This window comes from Salmonella sp. 2018103, assembly GCF_026247685.1.
GTDB lineage: Bacteria > Pseudomonadota > Gammaproteobacteria > Enterobacterales > Enterobacteriaceae > Salmonella > Salmonella enterica.
Genome location: NZ_CP111029.1, coordinates 4,050,050 through 4,070,870 on the forward strand (window position 1 = coordinate 4,050,050; position 20,821 = coordinate 4,070,870).

The 20,821-nt window shown below is 54.2% G+C and carries 18 protein-coding genes and 3 tRNA genes; 4 read left to right on the plus strand and 17 right to left on the minus strand.

The window, feature by feature from the left end; translation table 11 throughout:
- The 13 genes from rnr to nnr all read right to left on the minus strand — a co-directional run bounded on the left by rnr (position 1) and on the right by nnr (position 15,151).
- A complete protein-coding gene (gene rnr, locus OLG56_RS19580; protein ID WP_000076351.1) occupies positions 1–2,439 on the minus strand; it encodes a ribonuclease R in 2,439 nt (812 codons plus the stop codon).
- Positions 2,440–2,476: 37 nt separating this feature from the next.
- Positions 2,477–2,902 (minus strand): nitric oxide-sensing transcriptional repressor NsrR, encoded by a 426-nt coding sequence (gene nsrR, locus OLG56_RS19585; protein WP_001177632.1) that lies wholly within the window; start codon positions 2,900–2,902, stop codon positions 2,477–2,479.
- A gap of 219 nt (positions 2,903–3,121) precedes the next feature.
- A complete protein-coding gene (gene purA, locus OLG56_RS19590) occupies positions 3,122–4,420 on the minus strand; it encodes an adenylosuccinate synthase (protein ID WP_000527976.1) in 1,299 nt (432 codons plus the stop codon).
- A gap of 102 nt (positions 4,421–4,522) precedes the next feature.
- Positions 4,523–4,720 carry a DUF2065 domain-containing protein gene (locus tag OLG56_RS19595; RefSeq protein ID WP_001089290.1) on the minus strand — a complete coding sequence of 66 codons (198 nt, stop codon included), beginning with the start codon at positions 4,718–4,720 and terminating at the stop codon, positions 4,523–4,525.
- A 78-nt stretch (positions 4,721–4,798) separates the two neighbouring features.
- A complete protein-coding gene (hflC, locus tag OLG56_RS19600) occupies positions 4,799–5,803 on the minus strand; it encodes a protease modulator HflC (protein ID WP_001232416.1) in 1,005 nt (334 codons plus the stop codon).
- A 2-nt stretch (positions 5,804–5,805) separates the two neighbouring features.
- Positions 5,806–7,065, minus strand: a complete 1,260-nt coding sequence (gene hflK, locus OLG56_RS19605; protein ID WP_000312505.1) for an FtsH protease activity modulator HflK — start codon at positions 7,063–7,065, stop codon at positions 5,806–5,808.
- 214 nt (positions 7,066–7,279) lie between these two features.
- Complete coding sequence (gene hflX / locus OLG56_RS19610) at positions 7,280–8,560, minus strand: ribosome rescue GTPase HflX (RefSeq protein WP_000460338.1); 1,281 nt, start codon at positions 8,558–8,560, stop codon at positions 7,280–7,282.
- A gap of 71 nt (positions 8,561–8,631) precedes the next feature.
- The gene (hfq, locus tag OLG56_RS19615) at positions 8,632–8,940 is read right to left on the minus strand and encodes an RNA chaperone Hfq (protein WP_001051875.1); all 309 of its coding nucleotides are present in this window, start codon (positions 8,938–8,940) and stop codon (positions 8,632–8,634) included.
- An 82-nt stretch (positions 8,941–9,022) separates the two neighbouring features.
- Positions 9,023–9,973 (minus strand): tRNA (adenosine(37)-N6)-dimethylallyltransferase MiaA, encoded by a 951-nt coding sequence (miaA, locus tag OLG56_RS19620; RefSeq protein WP_001000734.1) that lies wholly within the window; start codon positions 9,971–9,973, stop codon positions 9,023–9,025.
- Entirely contained in the window at positions 9,966–11,822 is a 1,857-nt protein-coding gene (mutL, locus tag OLG56_RS19625) for a DNA mismatch repair endonuclease MutL (RefSeq protein ID WP_039517270.1), read from the minus strand. Before mutL ends, miaA begins: the two co-directional genes overlap by 8 nt.
- 9 nt (positions 11,823–11,831) lie before the next feature.
- Positions 11,832–13,154 (minus strand): N-acetylmuramoyl-L-alanine amidase AmiB, encoded by a 1,323-nt coding sequence (gene amiB, locus OLG56_RS19630; RefSeq protein ID WP_061377166.1) that lies wholly within the window; start codon positions 13,152–13,154, stop codon positions 11,832–11,834.
- Between the two features lie 16 nt (positions 13,155–13,170).
- Positions 13,171–13,632 (minus strand): tRNA (adenosine(37)-N6)-threonylcarbamoyltransferase complex ATPase subunit type 1 TsaE, encoded by a 462-nt coding sequence (gene tsaE, locus OLG56_RS19635; RefSeq protein WP_000981984.1) that lies wholly within the window; start codon positions 13,630–13,632, stop codon positions 13,171–13,173.
- Positions 13,604–15,151 carry a bifunctional ADP-dependent NAD(P)H-hydrate dehydratase/NAD(P)H-hydrate epimerase gene (gene nnr / locus OLG56_RS19640; protein ID WP_000968675.1) on the minus strand — a complete coding sequence of 516 codons (1,548 nt, stop codon included), beginning with the start codon at positions 15,149–15,151 and terminating at the stop codon, positions 13,604–13,606. The genes tsaE and nnr overlap by 29 nt, the downstream gene beginning before the upstream one ends.
- Here nnr and queG point away from each other — a divergent pair.
- Positions 15,150–16,289, plus strand: coding sequence for a tRNA epoxyqueuosine(34) reductase QueG (gene queG, locus OLG56_RS19645; protein ID WP_001670426.1), 1,140 nt, complete (start codon positions 15,150–15,152; stop codon positions 16,287–16,289). The two genes, nnr and queG, sit on opposite strands and share 2 nt — an antisense overlap.
- Before the next feature lie 269 nt (positions 16,290–16,558).
- On the opposite strand, the gene OLG56_RS19650 is transcribed toward queG, so the two are convergent.
- The 3 genes from OLG56_RS19650 to OLG56_RS19660 all read right to left on the minus strand — a co-directional run bounded on the left by OLG56_RS19650 (position 16,559) and on the right by OLG56_RS19660 (position 16,978).
- Positions 16,559–16,634 (minus strand) — tRNA-Gly (locus OLG56_RS19650).
- A gap of 155 nt (positions 16,635–16,789) precedes the next feature.
- Positions 16,790–16,865: transfer RNA gene (locus OLG56_RS19655), tRNA-Gly, on the minus strand.
- A gap of 37 nt (positions 16,866–16,902) precedes the next feature.
- A tRNA-Gly gene (locus OLG56_RS19660) sits at positions 16,903–16,978 on the minus strand.
- Positions 16,979–17,253: 275 nt separating this feature from the next.
- Here OLG56_RS19660 and OLG56_RS19665 point away from each other — a divergent pair.
- A complete protein-coding gene (locus tag OLG56_RS19665) occupies positions 17,254–17,994 on the plus strand; it encodes an arginine ABC transporter substrate-binding protein (protein WP_000727892.1) in 741 nt (246 codons plus the stop codon).
- 61 nt (positions 17,995–18,055) lie between these two features.
- Here OLG56_RS19665 and orn read toward each other — a convergent pair whose 3' ends face one another.
- Complete coding sequence (gene orn, locus OLG56_RS19670; protein ID WP_001271546.1) at positions 18,056–18,601, minus strand: oligoribonuclease; 546 nt, start codon at positions 18,599–18,601, stop codon at positions 18,056–18,058.
- Positions 18,602–18,707: 106 nt separating this feature from the next.
- Here orn and rsgA point away from each other — a divergent pair, with 106 nt between their 5' ends.
- A complete protein-coding gene (gene rsgA / locus OLG56_RS19675) occupies positions 18,708–19,760 on the plus strand; it encodes a small ribosomal subunit biogenesis GTPase RsgA (RefSeq protein WP_000041945.1) in 1,053 nt (350 codons plus the stop codon).
- A 91-nt stretch (positions 19,761–19,851) separates the two neighbouring features.
- Positions 19,852–20,820, plus strand: a complete 969-nt coding sequence (gene asd / locus OLG56_RS19680; RefSeq protein ID WP_000934949.1) for an archaetidylserine decarboxylase — start codon at positions 19,852–19,854, stop codon at positions 20,818–20,820.
- Position 20,821: the final 1 nt, after the last annotated feature.

The following is a 20,821-nucleotide window of genomic DNA, read 5'->3' on the forward strand; positions in this document are numbered from 1 at the left end:
TCACTCTGCCGCTTTTTTCTTCGCCGCACGCTTCGCTTTGGTCGCTGCGGCTATTTTCTGCGTTTTAGCCGATGGCTTTTTTGCTTTTCTCGCGTCTTTTTTCGCTGCTTTCGGCTTCGCTTTTTTCTCGCCGCGGAAGGCGCTATCAGGCTCGAAGTTAACTTTTTTACCTACCTGACGACGTTTACCGGCGTTTTTACTTTCACCTTTTTTCGCTTTTTCACGCGCCGTTTTGCCGACGTTACGCGGTGCGCGCTCGCTGGAGATCAGGCTAAAGTCAATTTTCCGTTCGTCCATATTCACCGCTTCGACGCGTACCTCGACCCGGTCGCCCAGGCGATATGTCTGCCCACCGGACTCGCCAATCAGACGTTGCCCTACCTGATCGAAGCGATAGTAATCGTTATCCAGTGAGGAAACGTGTACCAGCCCATCGATAAACAGTTCATCAAGACGGACAAAGAAGCCGAAACCGGTGACGCTGGCAATCACGCCCTTAAAGACGTTGCCTACCTGATCCAGCATAAAGTCACATTTCAGCCAATCGGAGACATCACGCGTCGCTTCATCAGCGCGGCGTTCCGCCATCGAACAGTGCTGGCCGAGCTGCAACATCTCTTCCATCGAGTAGTGATAACCGCCCGTTTCTGTGGTGTTGCCCTTGTTCCCTTGCTCTTTCGCCAGCAGGTACTTAATGGCGCGGTGCAAAGAAAGATCCGGATAGCGGCGAATCGGCGAGGTAAAGTGTGCATAAGACTGCAACGCCAGGCCAAAGTGCCCGCGGTTTTCCGGATCGTAAATCGCCTGCTTCATTGAACGCAGCAGCATAGTTTGCAGCATTTCGGCGTCCGGCCGGTCGGCAATCGATTCAAGCAGTTCGGCATAATCGCGCGGTTCCGGTTTATTTCCGCCCGGCAGCTCCAACCCCAGCTCCGCCAGTACGGAGCGGAATGAGGTGATCGCTTCGGTGGTGGGCTTATCATGAATACGGAATAACGCCGGCTCTTTAGCTTTTTCGACAAAGCGCGCCGCCGAGATATTCGCCATGATCATGCACTCTTCGATAAGCTTATGCGCGTCATTACGCTGGGTCTGTTCGATACGCTCAATGCGACGATCGGCGTTAAAGATAAACTTCGCCTCTTCGCTCTCAAACGAGATCCCCCCGCGCTCTTCACGCGCTTTATCCAGCACTTTGTAGAGGTTGTGCAGCTCTTCAATATGCTTCACCAGCGGCGCATATTGTTCACGCAGATCCTGATCGCCCTGCAGCATATGCCAGACTTTGGTATAGGTCAGACGCGCATGGGAGCTCATCACCGCTTCATAGAATTTGTAGCCGGTCAGCCGACCTTTCGCCGAGATGGTCATTTCACAGACCATACACAGCCTGTCAACTTGCGGGTTTAGCGAACACAGGCCGTTGGAGAGCACCTCCGGCAACATTGGGACAACCTGTGACGGGAAGTAAACCGACGTGCCGCGATTGCGCGCCTCGCGATCCAACGGCGTTGGCGGCCGTACATAATAGCTCACGTCAGCAATAGCGACCCACAAACGCCAGCCGCCGCCGCGTTTTTTCTCACAGTAAACCGCGTCGTCAAAGTCACGGGCATCTTCGCCATCAATCGTGACCAGCGGCAAATCGCGCAGATCGACACGACCGGCTTTCGCCTCTTCCGGCACCTCTTCTTTCAGCCCGGCGACCTGCTGCTCTACCGCCTGCGGCCAGATGTAGGGTATTTCATGGGTACGCAGCGCCATATCAACCGCCATACCGGTGCCCATATTGTCGCCCAGCACTTCGACGATTTTCCCTACCGCTTTAGTACGGCGAGTTGGACGTTGGGTCAGTTCAACCACGACCACGAACCCCATCCGCGCGCCCATGACGTCTTCTGGCGGGATAAGAATGTCGAAGCTGAGACGGCTGTCGTCCGGCACTACAAAGCCGACGCCCGCATCGGTGAAATAACGCCCGACTATCTGACTGGTTTTCGGTACCAGTACACGGACGATACGCGCTTCGCGGCGACCTTTACGATCGGCGCCCAGCGGCTGCGCCAGCACCTGATCGCCATGAATACAGGTTTTCATTTGCTCGCTGGAAAGATACAGATCGTCTTTGCGGCCTTCGACACGTAAGAAACCGTAACCATCACGATGACCGATCACGGTGCCTTTCAGCAGGTCGAGGCGTTCCGGCAGCGCATAGCACTGGCGGCGGGTAAAGACCAGTTGTCCGTCGCGCTCCATCGCGCGCAGGCGGCGACGCAAGGCTTCAAGCTGCTCTTCGCCTTCAATATTCAGTTCTACGGCCAGTTCTTCGCGACTGGCCGGTTTTTCACGTTTCGTTAAATGTTCGAGGATAAATTCCCGGCTCGGGATAGGATTCGCGTATTTTTCTGCTTCGCGTTCCTGGAAAGGATCTTGTGACATTGAGGTTCCTCCATTGTCATCTCTAATGAAGTTTACTTCACTCCACCAGTAATAATTTATAAAGCGGTTGATTCTCTTCAACCAAATCGGCAAGCGTGTAGTTATCCAGCTCCTTGAGAAAACTCTGCACGGCCTTAGAAAGCGCCTGTTTCAGACGACAGGCAGGGGTGATGTGGCAAAATTCGCTGCTACAGTTGACCAGTGATAAGGGTTCCAGCTCACGCACCACATCGCCAATACAAATAGTATTAGCCGGTTTACCCAGGCGGATACCGCCATTTTTTCCCCGAACGGCGGTGACAAAGCCCGCCCGGCTAAGCTGATTGATAATTTTGACCATATGATTACGGGACACGCCGTAGACTTCTGTCACCTCAGAAATGCTGGTCATTCGTCCATCTGGTAACGACGCCATATAGATTAGCGCACGTAAGCCGTAATCGGTGAAACTCGTTAACTGCACATCAACCTCAGGAAAAGGGAAAACGGGATATAACTTATCTGTATTGATGATAAACCAGCCACCTGTCAGGCTGCTAATTTATTTCGGTTCAGGAAGGAAAAAAGCGGGGAACAATGACGCATTTGAACCGAAGGGTGATGCAAAGCATCTTATCCGGCTATCAAATGCGTACTCATCATAGACCCGGTAAGCGTAGCGTTACCGGGCATCATCCATCAATTACGCGTCGAACGGATCGCGCAGAATCATCGTCTCAGTACGATCGGGGCCGGTAGAAATAATATCAATCGGCACGCCGGTCAGTTCTTCGATACGTTTGATGTAGTTCAGCGCCGCCTGCGGCAGGCCGCTACGATCTTTCACGCCGAAGGTGGATTCAGACCAGCCCGGCATGGTTTCGTAAATCGGCTCTACACCTTTCCAGTCGTCAGCTGCCAGCGGAGTGGTAGTCACTTCGCGACCATCCGGCATACGATAAGCCACGCAGAGTTTCACCTCTTTCAGGCCATCCAGCACGTCCAGTTTGGTCAGGCAGAAGCCAGACAGGGAGTTCAGCTGTACCGCACGACGAACGGCAACGGTGTCCAGCCAGCCGGTACGACGACGACGGCCGGTAGTGGCGCCATATTCGTTACCCTGCTTGCAGAGGAACTCGCCGGTTTCATCAAACAGTTCGGTCGGGAACGGACCTGCACCTACACGAGTGGAGTAAGCTTTGAGGATACCCAGAACGTAATCAACATAACGCGGGCCCAGGCCGGAACCGGTCGCCACGCCACCTGCAGTGGTGTTAGAAGAAGTTACGTACGGATAAGTACCGTGGTCGATATCCAGCAGGGTACCCTGCGCACCTTCAAACATGACGAAATCGCCACGCTGACGCGCCTGGTCGAGCAGGTCCGAAACGTCAACAACCATAGAAGTCAGGATGTCGGCAACAGCCATCGTATCATCCAGAACTTTCTGGTAATCAACCGCTTCAACTTTGTAGTAGTTAACCAACTGGAAGTTGTGATATTCCATCACTTCTTTCAGTTTTTCAGCGAAGGTTTCTTTGTCGAAAAGGTCACCAACACGCAGACCGCGACGTGCCACTTTATCTTCATAAGCAGGCCCGATTCCACGGCCGGTGGTGCCGATCGCTTTCGCGCCACGCGCTTTCTCACGCGCGTTATCCAGCGCAACGTGATAATCAAGGATCAGCGGACAGGCTTCAGACAGCAGCAGACGCTCACGAACGGGGATGCCACGGTCTTCCAGTTCTTTCATCTCTTTCATCAGCGCGCTCGGAGACAGCACAACACCGTTACCGATGATGCTGGTTACATTCTCGCGAAGAATACCTGATGGAATAAGATGGAGAACGGTTTTTTCACCGTTGATTACGAGAGTATGGCCTGCGTTGTGACCGCCCTGGTAGCGTACAACATATTTAGCCCGTTCAGTCAGAAGATCGACGATCTTTCCTTTACCTTCGTCACCCCATTGGGTGCCCAGTACGACGACGTTGTTACCCATTTTTCAAAATCACCGTTTGCTTAAAAATGGATTCTACCATCGCTTTTTCAGATATACAGCACTTTTTGCACTCAATCTGCGGCAAATCCGACCACTTTTTGCTCAGCCAATCGTTTTCCTCAACATGTAGTAGACCACAACTCCCGCGACCACAAGTCCGCCGCCAAAACGACGTAAAACATTTTCCGGCAGTTGCGCCAGTGCCGAAACCATTTTTTTCCATGCGCCGGGATACAGCATCGGTCCCAGCCCTTCGAGGACTAATACCAGAGCAAGCGCCAACCAGATTGTTGAATTCATTTATCGCCCTTATAAAAGAAAACCACCGGCATCCTTTGGATGCGGTGGTTTTGCTGGTCTAAAACTGCTGACGCTATTTTAGCGTGCCGTCGAACTCGGTGTCTTCATGTAGCGGAAGAAATCGCTGTCCGGGCTCAGTACCATCACGTCCTGATTACCTTCGAAGCTCTTCTCGTAAGCGCGCAGACTACGAATGAACGCGTAGAAATCAGGGTCCTGACTGAACGCGTCGGCAAACAGCTTCGCGGCTTCAGCATCACCTTCACCACGCATGATACGCCCCTGACGCTCGGCTTCCGCCAGAGTTTTCGTCACCTCATAGTCAGCAGCCGCACGCAGTTTTTCCGCTTCTTCCTGACCTTGTGAGCGATGACGACGCGCGACCGCTTCACGCTCGGCGCGCATACGGTTGTAAATCGCCTCAGAAACCTCGGTCGGCAGGTTGATCTGCTTAATACGCACATCGACCACTTCGATACCCAACGCCGCCATACTGTTCGGGTTGATGACCGGTACTTTACCTTTGGTTTCCGCCGTGACGCGTTCCGCCGCTTCGGCAATCGCGTCATCCGCCGCCGGGGTCGCCACTTCATCATCGGTACCGGCTGAACCGGAGTTCAGCGCGTCGCGCACTTCCAGAGTCAGACGACCACGAGAATCGGTCACGATGTCTTTTACGTCCAGGCGACCAATCTCAGAACGCAAACGGTCCGAGAATTTACGTTTTAACAGCACTTCGGCTTGCGAAATATCGCCGCCGCCGGTCGCCAGATAGTAACGGCTAAAGTCGCTGATACGCCATTTGATGTAGGAGTCGACAATCAGGTCTTTCTTCTCTTTAGTCACAAAGCGATCGGCCTGGTTATCCATCGTCTGGATACGCGCATCAAGCATTTTCACTGATTCAATAAACGGGATCTTAAAGTGCAGACCCGGCGCGTAAACCAGCGGTTTGTTCTCATCGTCACGCAGAACTTTACCAAAACGCAGCGTAATGCCACGCTCGCCCTCTTTGACCACAAAGACGGACATGTAGAGCACTACCAGCACGATGATGATAATCGCAATAACTGACTTACGCATCGTTATTCCCCCTGACGCTGGTAGTCGTTACGCTGCGCATTCGCGCGGCGTTGGTCCATAATATCGCCCTGATTTGAGGACGACGTGTTGCTTGCTCCGCTGGCGTTAGACTTTGTGGACGGCGGCAGGCGCAGCAGGTTGCTGGCGCTATTGTCGCTCTTTGCCGCCGGCGCATTCCCGCCTTTCAGCATCTGATCTAACGGCAGCACCATTAAATTACCGCTCTTGTCGTTAACCAGTACTTTACGGGTATGGCTCAGCACTTTTTCCATCGTTTCAATATACAGACGCTCGCGTGTAATCTGCGGCGCGGCTTTATATTCCGGCAAAATCTTCGCAAACCGGGCGACTTCACCCTGCGCTTCCAGGATAGTCTGGGTTTTATAGGCGCGTGCCTCTTCCAGAATACGCTGCGCCTGACCGTTGGCGCGCGGCTGAACTTCGTTGGTATACGCTTCCGCTTCACGAATGTACTGCTGCTCGTTTTCACGTGCGGCAATCGCGTCGTCAAAGGCGGCTTTCACCTCTTCCGGCGGACGCGCAGCCTGGAAGTTCACATCCAGCAGGGTAATCCCCATGTTGTACGGTTTGATAGTCTCTTCCAGCTCGCGTTGGGTATCGCTACGAATAACGGTACGACCTTCCGTCAGAATGCGGTCCATGGTGTATTTGCCGATAACCCCGCGCAGGGCGCTGTCGGTAGCCTGACGCAGGCTATCGTCCGGGCTGGTCACGCTAAACAGATATTTCTGCGGATCGGTGACGCGGTATTGCACGTTCATTTCAACGCGCACGACGTTTTCATCAGACGTCAGCATCACGCCTGACGCCGCCAGTTCGCGCACCGCTTCGACGTTCACCGGCGTGACGTCGTCAATAAATGTCGGCTTCCAGTTCAGACCTGGCTCTACCAGATGGCTGAATTTACCAAAACGCGTCACAACGCCGCGCTCGGCTTCTTTAATGGTATAAAAACCGCTGGCCGCCCAGATAATGACTACTGCCGCCGCGGCGATGGCGACAATACGGCCTCCCAGTTGCGGACGCGGGCCTTGCGATGAGCTACCGCCGCCGGAACCGGTGCCTTTACCGCCCCCAAAACCACCGAGTTTTTTACTCAGCTTACGGAAGATATCATCCAGATCGGGAGGTCCCTGATCGCGGCCACCTTTGTTTCCATTTCCCCCAGAGTTGCTGCCAGGTTTGCTGCTTCCCCACGGGTCGCGGTCCTGTCCGTTATTACCGGGCTGATTCCACGCCATGTTTGTGCTCCATATTTGTTATGCGGTGATCCCCGTTGTCTTTCGACCTCAGAGGATAAGGCGAAATTACTCCATGCTTCAGACGAACCGCCGTTACAGACATCATCTTTCAGGCTGCGTCTTGAGTGGCGGCTTTTTTACCCCAGGTCACTTCGTTGTGAGCTCCTGAGATTCTCTCAGCTACCGCCTCAATACGACCTGAATGACTTCGCGTCTAGATCACGTATTCGATCAACGCCGGTTCTTGTTTACAGAGGCGACGCCAGTCGACAATCGGCATTCGTACCTGCAGACTGACGCTACCGTCTTCCTCCATCCACTCTTTTTCTATTGCCTGAAGCTGATAAAACCGGCTTCTCAGACGCCCTTCCTGCGGCGGCAAACGCAGCGTATGCTGCGCCACCTCGCCGGAAAGACGCTCCGTCAAAGCCTGAAAAAGCTGTGGTATTCCCACGCCGCTTTGCGCTGAAAGCCAAACGCGGATGGGTTTATTCTCTTCATCTCTGTCGATACGCGGTTCAAAGTCGTCCAGCATATCGATTTTGTTCATCACCATTAAGGTGGGGATTTCGTGAGCGTCAATCTCTTCAAGAACGGTGTTTACCGCCTCGATGTTTTCCTGCACACGAACATCCGCCGCATCGACCACATGCAGCAGCAGCGTCGCCTGACGCGTCTCCTGCAGGGTAGCTTTAAAGGCAGCCACCAGATCGTGCGGTAAATGGCGGATAAAGCCTACCGTATCCGCCAGAACGGTTTCACCGACATCCGCTACATCAATACGACGTAACGTGGGGTCCAGCGTCGCAAATAGCTGATCTGCCGCATAGACCCGCGCTTCAGTGATCTGATTAAAAAGGGTGGATTTTCCGGCGTTGGTATAGCCCACCAGCGATACCGTCGGAACGTCGGCCTTGATGCGCGACTGCCGCCCCTGCTCACGTTGCTTCTCAACTTTCTCCAGGCGCGACTGAATCTGCACAATGCGATTACGCAGTAAACGACGGTCGGTTTCGAGCTGGGTTTCACCCGGACCGCGCAAACCAATCCCGCCTTTCTGACGTTCAAGGTGGGTCCAGCCACGCACCAGACGCGTAGCCAGATGGCGTAGCTGCGCCAGCTCAACCTGCAACTTACCTTCATGGGTACGCGCACGCTGGGCAAAAATATCTAAGATAAGACCGGTGCGATCGATAACCCGGCACTCGCACAAACGTTCCAGGTTTCGCTCCTGGGCTGGACTCAATGCATGATCAAACAATACGACCGCTGCGCCAGTCGCTTTCACGGCTTCCGCAATTTCAACTGCCTTACCTTCACCTACAAAGTACTTCGGGTGCGGTGCTTTACGGCTACCGGTAATCACCTGCATTGCTTCGACACCGGCGGAAGAGACCAGAGATTCAAACTCCTGGAGGTCTTCCATATCTTTGTCTTGCGAAAAATAGATGTGTACCAGTACCGCCTGCTCACCGGCATCATAACGGTCAAACAAGCGTAAACCCTCTTAATAACCAGCGGGGGCGATTATCCGACGCCCCCGACATGGATAAACAGCGCGTGAACTTATTCAGTCTCTTCGCTGTCCTGTTGCGCAGTAGAACCCTGCGCGTTGCTACCGTGATGGTAGTTATTGCTGGCGCCGCCACCGGCATTGTTGCTGTGATGGGAAACCGGGCGAGACGGGACAACAGTAGAAATCGCGTGCTTATAAACCATCTGGCTGACCGTGTTCTTCAACAGGATCACGAACTGATCAAAGGACTCGATTTGACCTTGCAGCTTAATACCATTCACCAAATAAATAGAAACTGGAACACGTTCCCGACGCAATGCGTTCAGGAACGGATCTTGTAAAGATTGCCCCTTAGCCATTCTCTTTTCCTTATATGCTTATTTGTACTTTGAACCTTTCGATTCTGAAAAATTGCGCACGATACGTCTCAATTGTACACATTCAGTCTGCGATAGCACCAACAACCTGTAATACTTCTTTTCGCGCCCGATCGGGATTCTCACTGTCAAGCCAGCGCACCCCTTCCCAACCGCGCAACCAGGTCATCTGGCGCTTCGCCAACTGTCTCGTGGCGCAAACACCTCTATAAACCATTTCATCATATGAGATTTCGCCCTCAATGTATGACCACATCTGGCGGTATCCCACACAACGGATGGAAGGCAAGTCCGTATGCAAATCTCCTCGGGCAAAAAGCGCCCGGACTTCTGCTTCAAAACCTGAAGCCAACATCTGATGAAAACGCAGTTCAATGCGCTGATGGAGCAGTTCACGGCTCGCCGGGGCGATAGCGAACTGATGCACCTGGTACGGTAGCGCGTCTCCTGACGTTTGCGTTAGCTCCGTTAAAGTTTTACCCGAAATGAAAAAAACTTCCAGTGCCCGGGAAAGTCTTTGCGGATCATTTGGATGAATTCGCGCGGCGGCAACCGGATCTATCTCCTGAAGTTGCTGATGCAACGCCTCCCATCCAAGCTCCGCTGCTTGCTGCTCAATCCGGGATCTGACTTCCGGATCTGCTGAAGGCAGCGGCGATAACCCTTCCAGCAATGCCTTAAAATACAGCATGGTACCGCCCACTAACAGCGGGATACGCCCCGCAGCGGTGATCTCCGCCATTTGCGCTAACGCGTCGCGGCGAAAATCCGCCGCCGAATACGCCTGCGACGGGTCGCGTATATCCAGCAGTCGATGCGGCGCCGCTTTCAGCTCATCGGCATTCGGCTTAGCCGTGCCAATATCCATTCCCCGATAAATGAGGGCGGAATCAACGCTTATCAACTCTACTGGCAAAACTTTACGCAGTTCTATCGCCAGCGCCGTTTTGCCGGAGGCCGTCGGCCCCATCAAAAATATCGCCTTAGGCAGGCTCGCCTTGCTTACATCATTCATGCTTCAGGGCGTTCATCGCCGAATGTAAATCAACAGGTTGTAACAGGCCACCCGGCGGCGCTTTTACCAGCTGCGGACATAGCCGCTCAACATCCGCCAGCAGCGATATGGCCTGCGCCATCGACCACTGCGGATGTTCACTCTGCACATTACGCGCTATCCATTGTGCAATATTGACCGTTGCAAATGTGGTCTGTTGCGCCAGGTAGCCTATCAGTTCAGGAATCAAGATTTGTAAATTTTGTTGTCGTAAGGGTAAAGGCACCGCCCGAATGGTCACATGCTGCGCATCCGACTGAAATTCAATACCCAATTCTCCCAACAAAGATTGGGCTTTTTGCAGCGCGGCTTTTTCATCGGCGCTCACTTTTAAACGCAGCGGAATCAGCAACGGCTGCGCGCAAACCGGACTTTGACCCGGTGTAAGCTGCGCCTGACGCAGCCAACGCTCCGCAACCGGCAGCGACAAGAGCTGGATAGTCCCCGCGTGTTCCAGCAACGCGCAGTCACCGCCGACTATCGTCAGTACGCGACCAAAACTCTGGCTATGTCCGTCAAGCGCAGGCGCAACCGGCTCCGGCGCGGGGCTCGTCGTCGGCGTCTGTAAAAGCGCGCGATAAACCTCGCCCTGCTGCTTCTGATAACCTGGCTGCGCGTGCGGCCAACCACCTGCGGACTGACGCCCGCCGTTGCCGCCCGATGCGCCGCCGGAATAACGCGGTGTCGCGGGCTCGCGCGCCGCAGTTGGCTCGGCGGGTACAGCAAAATGGTTGCGCCCCGCGGCGATACGGTTTTCCGGGACATGCCGCGGCGCTGGCGCAATCTCCTCCAGCGGCAGCGTCGTTTCCGTCTGCTGTTGCAGAACGCTCAGCACCCCTTGATAGATGAAGTCGTGCACCAGCCGGGATTGATGAAAACGCACTTCGTGCTTGGCGGGATGAACATTGACATCCACCTGATGCGGGTCAATCTCCAGATACAGCACAAACGCAGGCTGTTGGTCCGCGCCCAGTTTATCTTCACAGGCCTGGCGAATGGCATGGTTGATCAAGCGGTCGCGCATCATGCGGCCATTCACATAACAGTACTGGATCTCCGTTAACGCCGTGGTGGTGTGATTCGGATCGGCGACCCAGCCGCGCAGGGTCAGATCGCCATGCTGCCACTCGATCGCCAGTGCCTGTTCGAGAAACGGCGTGCCGCAGATGGCGCCTAACCGGCGCTCTTTTTGCCCGTCCTTTGCGACAGCGCGATACTGCCGTACCAATTTGCCGTTGTGCGACAGGTTAAAAGTGACGTCAAAACGGGCCAATGCAATACGACGGATGATCTCATCGATGTGATTAAATTCCGTTTTTTCGGTACGCATGAATTTGCGCCGGGCGGGCGTATTATAAAAGAGATCCAGAACTTCCAGGGTGGTGCCGACCGGGTGCGCGGCGGGTTTTACCGTTACGTCCATGTCACGCCCTTCCGCATACGCCTGCCAGGCTTCCGCCTGCTCCGCCGTGCGCGACGTTAGCGTCAAACGCGAGACCGAACTGATACTGGCCAGCGCTTCGCCGCGAAATCCCAGACTGATAATCGCTTCCAGATCGTCAAGCGAGGCGATCTTACTGGTGGCATGACGGGCCAGCGCCAGCGCCAGCTCCTCTTTTTTAATGCCGCAGCCATTGTCGCGAATACGAATAAGCTTCGCGCCGCCACGCTCGATGTCGATATCAACGCGGGTGGCGCCTGCATCCAGACTATTCTCTACCAGCTCTTTAACAACCGACGCAGGGCGTTCCACCACTTCGCCAGCGGCGATTTGGTTCGCAAGCTGCGGCGGCAGAACCTGAATCGGCATGAAATCTCCTTAATTCGCGGCGGTTATGGCGCCAGGCTGGTTGGTACTGGCCGTCTGGCCTGGGCCGCGCTGCGGCGCAGACTGGATCGGATGCGCTGCAAAGTACTTACGCAACCCCCGGTATATAGCGTCAGCAATCTGCTGCTGATAGCGGTCGCTCGCCAACAATCGCTCTTCGCCGTGATTACTGATAAAGCCCGTCTCCACCAAAATGGACGGGATATCCGGCGAACGCAACACGCCCAGGCTAGCGTGTTCCGGGCGGCGTTTATGCAGCGACCCCACGCCGTCGAGTTGGCTTAGTACGTTCGTCGCCACATCATACCCTACCCGCTGCGAATGACCGAATTGCAAATCCAGTACCGCCTGGCTCAGGTAAGGGTCTGACTGACTGTTCGCCAGCACATCGCCAGCGCCGCCTAACAGTTCGGATTGCTTCTCATGCTGCTCAAGCCAGTTTGCCATTTCGCTGTTCGCGCGACGATTGGACAATACCCAGACGGAGGCGCCGGTGGCGTCGCGATTTGGCGCGGCATCCGCATGAATAGAGACAAGGAAGTTAGCGTTTTGCTTACGCGCCACGTCAGACCGCCCCATCACCGAAATAAAATAGTCGCCGTCACGCGTCAGCACGCCTTTAAACATCGGATCGTTATTCAGCAATGTGCGTAACTTACGCGCGATGGCGATGGTGACATTTTTCTCGCGCGTACCGCCCGGGCCTATCGCACCGGGGTCCTGGCCTCCATGTCCGGCATCAATAGCAATCACCACTTTATCGCCAGCGCCTGCCGACGCGCGCGCCGCAGGCCGCGTAACGGTATTGCTGCTGGTTACGCCGGTCAGGCGATCATCAGAAGATTTAAACGGATTACGGGCCGGCTCCGTCGGGCGGGGCGCGCTTTCAACCCGTTTCGCGACGACAGGCGGTGGCGGCGGCGGCGGAACATCGGCATTAATGGTGAAAATGACCGTATAGTTGCCGCCGTTTTGCCGCTTCACAGCCTCGGTTTTACCATTTTCCGTCAGATCGACAAGCAACCGTAAAGATTGCGCATCTTTCGGCGTTCCGGCACGGATCGTTTTCACCAGATTGTTACCGCTAAACTGAAGCGGCAGCCCCTGAATCACGCCGGTCTGCCTGATATCCAGCGCCACGGTACGTTTACCGTCCTGTGAGTAAGCATATTCCGGCTCGCCGATAAAACTCAGCGTAATGCGCGCCTGCTGCTCGCCGTTGGACACCTGAATATCAGAGAGACTGGCGGCGCCCGCCTGCGCGCACAGCAGGATTAAGGCTGCTATTACGGCATTTTTGATGCGATAAATCATCCCGCCACCTTTATAGCTAATCGGCTAAACGCGCCAGTAACGAATGACCCGATGAGGATACCGCGCTTACGCGAGCCTCACGCCCCTGCGCCTGGTAATCAATATGGATTTCGACGTCCGGGTCGGGGAGAACGCCTTTACCTTGTTGCGGCCACTCCACCAGACAAATGGCGTCGTTGGCGAAATAATCGCGAATGCCCATAAACTCCAGCTCCTCCGGGTCCGCAAGACGGTATAAGTCGAAGTGATATACCATCATGTTATCAAGCGCATAAGGCTCTACCAGCGTATAGGTGGGGCTTTTTACATTACCGTTATGGCCTAACGCCTGTAAAAATCCCCGGCTAAACGTCGTCTTACCGGCACCTAAATCGCCATACAGATAAATAACGGTCGCGCCATCGCAGGCGTTGGCTACCCGTTGCCCCAGGTCTAGCGTCGCCTGTTCGTCAGGTAGCGGAATTACTCGATTCATCATGGTTTACGTCAATCACATCAGGGTTAACAATACGCCGCAGCGTAGTAAAAAGATCGGTCGCCAACATGCCGCGAGCGCCATAACGCGCTGCCAGTAAGTCCGCCGCCGCGCCGTGAGCCACACATCCCACACATGCCGCATCATACGGGGTAAACTTCTGTCCGAGCAATGCGCCGATGATGCCGGACAGGACATCGCCCATTCCGCCGCTCGCCATCCCCGCATTACCAGCGTCAATGATAGCCAGAGGGTGGTGTTCAGCGGCGATAATCGTTCCTGCGCCTTTTAACACGACCACGCCTCCGTACCGTTTTACCAGACGCTGTGCTGAAAGTAAGCGATCACTTTCAATTTCTGCCACAGAACATCCTAACAGGCGGGCCGCCTCTCCCGGATGCGGCGTAATCACGCGATTGTGACGTTTATCAGGATTGATTGCCAGTAGGTTCAACGCATCCGCATCCCACAGCATAGGTTTACGGACGTTTTCTACTTTCTGTAAGGCTTTTTTGCCCCATTCCTGCTGCCCAAGCCCCGGACCGATCACCACAACGTCAGCCCAGGTCAGGCTCTCTTCCAGCGACTGAGGCGTGAGTTCATGTACCATCAGTTCCGGGCGGGCCGTCAGCAACGGCGCGATGTTTTCACCGCGGGTCAGTACTCTGACCAAGCCAGCTCCCGTACGCAGCGCCGCCTCGCCAGCCATCCGAATTGCGCCCGCTGTTCCCTGGTCGCCGCCGATAATCGCCAGACGACCATGATCGCCCTTATGCGAGGTCGGTCGACGCGGCGTTAACCATTGCCCCAACTGCGTCGCGTCAAAACGCCGGAGCGGCGGCGTCTGGCTCGCCAGCCAGCCTTCCAGCCCCAACGCGTCATAATGCAATATGCCGGTAACGTCACGCGCTTTGCCGGTCAGCAGGCCTGGTTTCAGGGCGATAAACGTGACCGTATGCGCGGCGCTTATCACCGCGCCAGGCGTGGCGCCCGTTTGCGCCAGCAGACCTGACGGGATATCGACGGCGACAACCGGCGCAGGATGAGCGTTCGCCTGTTCAATCAGACCGGCTACCGGGTCGCGCGGCGCCTGGGCTATGCCGGTGCCAAGCAGCGCGTCGATAATTAGATCCGTCGCTTCCGGCCAGATAATATCGGCAGCATGGATAATGCCGCCGGCATTCAGCCAGGCATCGCGCGCCTGCGCCGCTTCTTCAGGCAACGGTTTGTCGCTCTCCTGCGCCAGCAACGTTACGCTAATGCCCGCCGCTTGCGCTAGTCGCGCCACGACGTAACCATCGCCGCCGTTGTTGCCATGACCACACAACACCAGCCAGTGTCGGGTGTCAGGATAACTGTCACGGGCTACCCGAAATGCCGCGTCGCCAGCGCGCAGCATCAATTCATAGAGTGTGAGTCCGAAGGCATCCGCCGCATCGCGTTCCAGCCGTTTGATGTCATCGGCGGGCCAAATGGAGTGTGGTATACTTACAGGGTTTTTCTTCATGTTATGGTCCATCATGTCAAAGCCCCTCGATCTCAATCAGTTAGCGCAAAATATTAAGCAGTGGGGGCTGGAGCTGGGCTTTCAGCAGGTCGGTATTACTGATACCGATCTGCGCGCATCCGAACCTGCGCTGCAGGCGTGGCTGGACAAACAATACCACGGCGAGATGGCATGGATGGCGCGCCACGGTATGATGCGCGCCCGGCCTCATGAACTCTTACCCGGTACGCTACGTGTCATCAGCGTGCGCATGAACTATCTGCCCGCCAACGCCGCGTTTGCCAGTACGTTGAAGGATCCCACGCTGGGCTACGTTAGCCGATATGCGCTGGGGCGTGATTATCACAAGCTATTACGCAGCCGCCTTAAAAAACTGGGCGAGCAGATCCAGCAGTACTGCGGTTCGCTGAATTTTAGACCGTTTGTCGACTCTGCGCCTATTCTTGAACGCCCATTAGCGGAAAAAGCCGGACTTGGCTGGACGGGTAAGCACTCACTTATCCTTAATCGGGAGGCAGGCTCATTCTTTTTCCTGGGGGAATTGTTGATTGATTTACCGCTGCCGGTCGACCAGCCGGTCGAGGAAGGTTGCGGCAAATGCGTCGCCTGTATGACCATTTGCCCGACCGGGGCGATTGTCGAACCGTATACGGTGGACGCGCGGCGCTGTATTTCTTATCTCACCATTGAGCTGGAAGGCGCTATTCCGGAAGCATTTCGCCCACTGATAGGCAACCGTATTTACGGCTGCGATGACTGCCAGCTTATCTGTCCGTGGAATCGTTACTCTCAGTTGACCGACGAAGCAGATTTTAGCCCACGCAAGGCGCTGCATAACCCAGATTTGCTTGAGTTGTTTAGCTGGAGCGAAGCGCAGTTTCTGAAAGTCACTGAAGGTTCTGCGATTCGGCGCATTGGCCATTTACGCTGGCTGCGCAATGTTGCCGTCGCGCTGGGGAATGCGCCGTGGAGTAATGCCGTCATTACGGCGCTGGAAAGCCGCAAGGGTGAGCATCCACTTCTTGATGAGCATATCGAATGGGCGATTGCGCAACAAATTGAAAAGCGCAACGCCTGCATCATTGAAGTGCAACTACCGAAAAAACAGCGTCTGGTCAGGGTGATTGAAAAAGGGCTGGTGCGCGATGCCTGAATTATTCACAGGCTGTGTATAAAAATAAAAACACATTGCGATTCAAGAGGGAAAAAAGGAACAGACAATAACGCTAACGTTTTGAAATCTTATTTTTTCTATACTTTTCAGTAAATTATAGAAATTCTACGCGTCAGGTATGATTTTTTGCATTCCAGGAGTAATGGGCCGTCCTGTGGATAAGTCTGTTTACAAGGATCTGACGAAAGCGGAACAAAACGTGCCCCAACGCGATATTCGTTGTGGATAATTTCACTGTAGATAAGAATTGGAGCGGGAAACGAGACTCGAACTCGCGACCCCGACCTTGGCAAGGTCGTGCTCTACCAACTGAGCTATTCCCGCATAATCTTCGTCTTTCGAACCGCTACTGCGTTGGCTGCCTTCACTCGCCTGAGTCACTTACTTCAGTAAGCTCCTGAGGACTCATTCAGTTGCCGCCTTGTCGCAATTCGAAATCCTGCGATTGGTGGTCTGTACTTAACAAGTACTTTCAAATTTGGAGCGGGAAACGAGACTCGAACTCGCGACCCCGACCTTGGCAAGGTCGTGCTCTACCAACTGAGCTATTCCCGCTTGGGTGCGCTTGTACTTAACAAGTACTTTCAAATTTTGGAGCGGGAAACGAGACTCGAACTCGCGACCCCGACCTTGGCAAGGTCGTGCTCTACCAACTGAGCTATTCCCGCAAATTTGTTGCTGTCGTAATTCGCATTTCTGCGTCGTTACGGGAGGCGCATTATACGAGAAATCCATTTAGCTGCAAGCCCCTGAACGCATTTTTTCGCGATTTTTGTTTGAATGCTGATTAAATCACCAAACAAGACAAAAAACGAGCAAAGCGCGCGCTATGCAACAAAAAACTTTTCACGCCACGCCTAAAGGCACAGAATCAGAATAGCACCCTGCGCCAAAAAAAGAATAGCACGGTGACCACAACATCCAATTGATATCAGGGATCAAGATGAAAAAAAAACTTATTGTCATGCTGTTAGCCAGCCTCTCCGTTCACGCCGCTTCCGTTTCCGCCAGAACATTACATTTTGGCACCTCCGCCACCTATGCGCCCTATGAGTTTGTCGATGCCGATAATAAAATTGTTGGTTTCGATATTGATGTCGCCAACGCGGTCTGCAAAGAGATGCAAGCGGAGTGCTCATTCACTAACCAGAGCTTTGATAGTCTGATCCCCGGCCTACGCTTCAAAAAGTTTGATGCGGTGATCGCCGGTATGGATATGACGCCCAAACGTGAGCAGCAGGTCTCCTTTAGCCAACCCTATTACGAAGGTTTATCGGCGGTAGTCGTCACGCGTAAAGGGGCTTATCACACTTTTGCCGATCTGAAAGGCAAAAAAGTCGGTCTGGAAAACGGTACAACGCATCAGCGCTATTTGCAGGATAAACAACAAGCTATCACGCCTGTCGCCTATGACAGCTATCTAAACGCCTTTACCGATCTGAAAAATAACCGTCTTGAGGGCGTGTTTGGCGATGTCGCCGCGATTGGAAAGTGGCTAAAAAACAATCCGGATTACGCCATCATGGATGAACGCGCCAGCGATCCTGACTACTACGGAAAAGGGTTAGGCATTGCGGTACGCAAAGGCAACGACGCGCTATTGCAAGAAATTAATGCCGCGCTCGATAAGGTGAAAGCGTCGCCGGAATATGCGCAAATGCAGGAGAAATGGTTTACGCAGTAATTCAGTGGCGGGAGAGCTGCCGGATGAGACGCTCTGGCGTTGCCATCCGGCATGTTACGCCTCACAGCTTAATGAAATGCTCGCGGTAGTAAGCCAGCTCCGCCACCGACTCGCGAATATCATCCATCGCCTGGTGCGTGCCCTGCTTGGTAAAGCCGGCCAGAATCTCCGGCTTCCAGCGGCGCGCCAGTTCCTTGAGCGTACTGACATCCAGATAGCGATAGTGGAAGTAGGCCTCCAGTTCCGGCATATATTTAAACAGAAAACGACGATCCTGACCGATGCTGTTACCGCAAATCGGCGACTTACCCGCAGGCACCCACGTTTTCAGAAATTCAATCGTCGCCAGTTCAGCGTCTCGTTCGCCCATCGTACTTGCCTTAACGCGATCTACCAGGCCGCTGCCGGTATGGGTGCGCACGTTCCAGTCATCCATTAACGCCAGTTGCGCATCGGATTGATGTACCGCAATCGTCGGCCCTTCTGCCAGAATGTTCAGGCTGGCATCCGTCACCAGCGTGGCTATCTCAATAATGCGATCGCGCTCGGGGTCCAGACCTGTCATCTCCAGATCGATCCAAATCAGGTTGTTTTCATCGGCACTCATGCTATTTTCCACCCTTCAGAGGTCACATTCACTGTGACTATATTCATCTACAATTGCGTGTATCATAGATGTTTTGCCCACTATGGGCGACCAGGAGCCAGTACGATTGAGCAAAAATAAACTCTCCAAAGGCCAGCAGCGCCGTGTGAACGCCAATCACCAGCGTCGTTTAAAAACGTCCGCGGAGAAAGCCGACTACGATGACAACCTGTTTGGCGAGCCTGCAGAAGGTATCGTCATTAGCCGTTTTGGTATGCATGCCGATGTGGAGTCTGCTGACGGCGAGGTTCACCGTTGCAATATCCGCCGCACTATCCGTTCGCTGGTGACGGGCGATCGCGTCGTCTGGCGTCCAGGCAAAGCCGCCGCAGAGGGCGTCAACGTAAAAGGCATCGTTGAAGCGGTGCATGAGCGCACCTCGGTATTGACGCGCCCGGACTTCTACGACGGCGTGAAGCCTATTGCCGCCAACATTGACCAAATCGTTATCGTCTCCGCGATTTTGCCGGAGCTGTCGCTGAATATCATCGATCGCTATCTGGTCGGCTGTGAAACCCTACAGGTTGAGCCGCTTATCGTACTCAATAAAATTGATCTGCTGGACGACGAAGGTATGGACTTCGTTAATGAGCAGATGGATATCTACCGCAATATCGGCTATCGCGTGCTGATGGTCTCCAGCCATACGCAGGATGGTCTGAAACCGCTGGAAGAGGCGTTAACCGGTCGCATCAGTATTTTTGCCGGGCAGTCCGGCGTCGGAAAATCCAGTCTGCTAAACGCTCTACTCGGCTTACAGAACGAGATTCTGACGAACGATGTGTCGAATGTCTCCGGTCTGGGTCAACATACCACTACCGCTGCTCGTCTGTATCATTTCCCGCATGGCGGCGATGTCATTGATTCCCCCGGCGTGCGCGAGTTCGGCTTATGGCATCTGGAGCCGGAACAAATCACCCAGGGCTTTGTCGAATTTCATGACTATTTGGGACATTGCAAATACCGGGACTGCAAGCATGACGCCGATCCAGGCTGCGCCATTCGCGAAGCGGTAGAGAACGGCGCTATTGCGGAAACCCGTTTCGAAAATTATCACCGAATTCTTGAAAGTATGGCGCAGGTAAAAACGCGTAAAAACTTTTCTGATACGGACGACTGACAGATACGCTAGGCGTCGTTAGAATCGTCCCCTTTTTTCAGGATACCGGTATAACTGCCGGTTCAGGAACAACAATGGCCTGGAGGCTACCTTGTTAAACTCATTTAAACTTTCGCTACAATACATTCTGCCGAAACTATGGCTCACTCGCCTGGCGGGCTGGGGCGCAAGCAAACGAGCAGGATGGCTGACAAAACTGGTTATCGATCTCTTCGTAAAGTATTACAAAGTTGATATGACTGAGGCGCAAAAACCGGATACCGCCAGCTATCGTACGTTCAATGATTTCTTTGTTCGTCCGCTGCGTGATGACGTGCGTCCGCTCAATACCGATCCTAACATCCTGGTGATGCCTGCCGACGGCGTGATAAGCCAGTTGGGTCGTATCGAAGAAGATAAAATTTTACAGGCCAAAGGCCATAATTACAGCCTTGAAGCGTTGCTGGCGGGTAACTACCTGATGGCGGATAAGTTCCGCAACGGCACGTTTGTGACCACTTACCTCTCCCCTCGCGACTACCATCGCGTGCATATGCCATGCAACGGCATCCTGCGCGAAATGATCTACGTACCGGGCGATCTGTTCTCCGTTAACCATCTGACCGCGCAAAACGTCCCCAACCTGTTTGCCCGCAACGAGCGCGTTATCTGTCTGTTTGATACCGAGTTCGGTCCTATGGCGCAGATTCTGGTCGGCGCAACTATTGTCGGCAGTATCGAAACCGTCTGGGCGGGGACCATTACCCCGCCGCGCGAAGGCATCATCAAGCGCTGGACCTGGCCAGAAGGCGAACATGAAGGGTCTGTCGCCTTGTTGAAAGGCCAGGAGATGGGGCGCTTTAAACTGGGTTCCACGGTCATCAACTTATTTGCGCCGGGGAAAGTGAATCTGATCGCGTCGCTGGCAAGCCTGTCCGTTACCAAAATTGGCCAACCGCTGGCGACGTCGACCGAAACATTCGTCGCGCCGGAGGTAGAACCTGCTCCGCTGCCGGCAGAAGAAATTAAAGCCGAACACGACGCCAGCCCGCTGGTTGACAATAAAAAAGACGACACCTAAT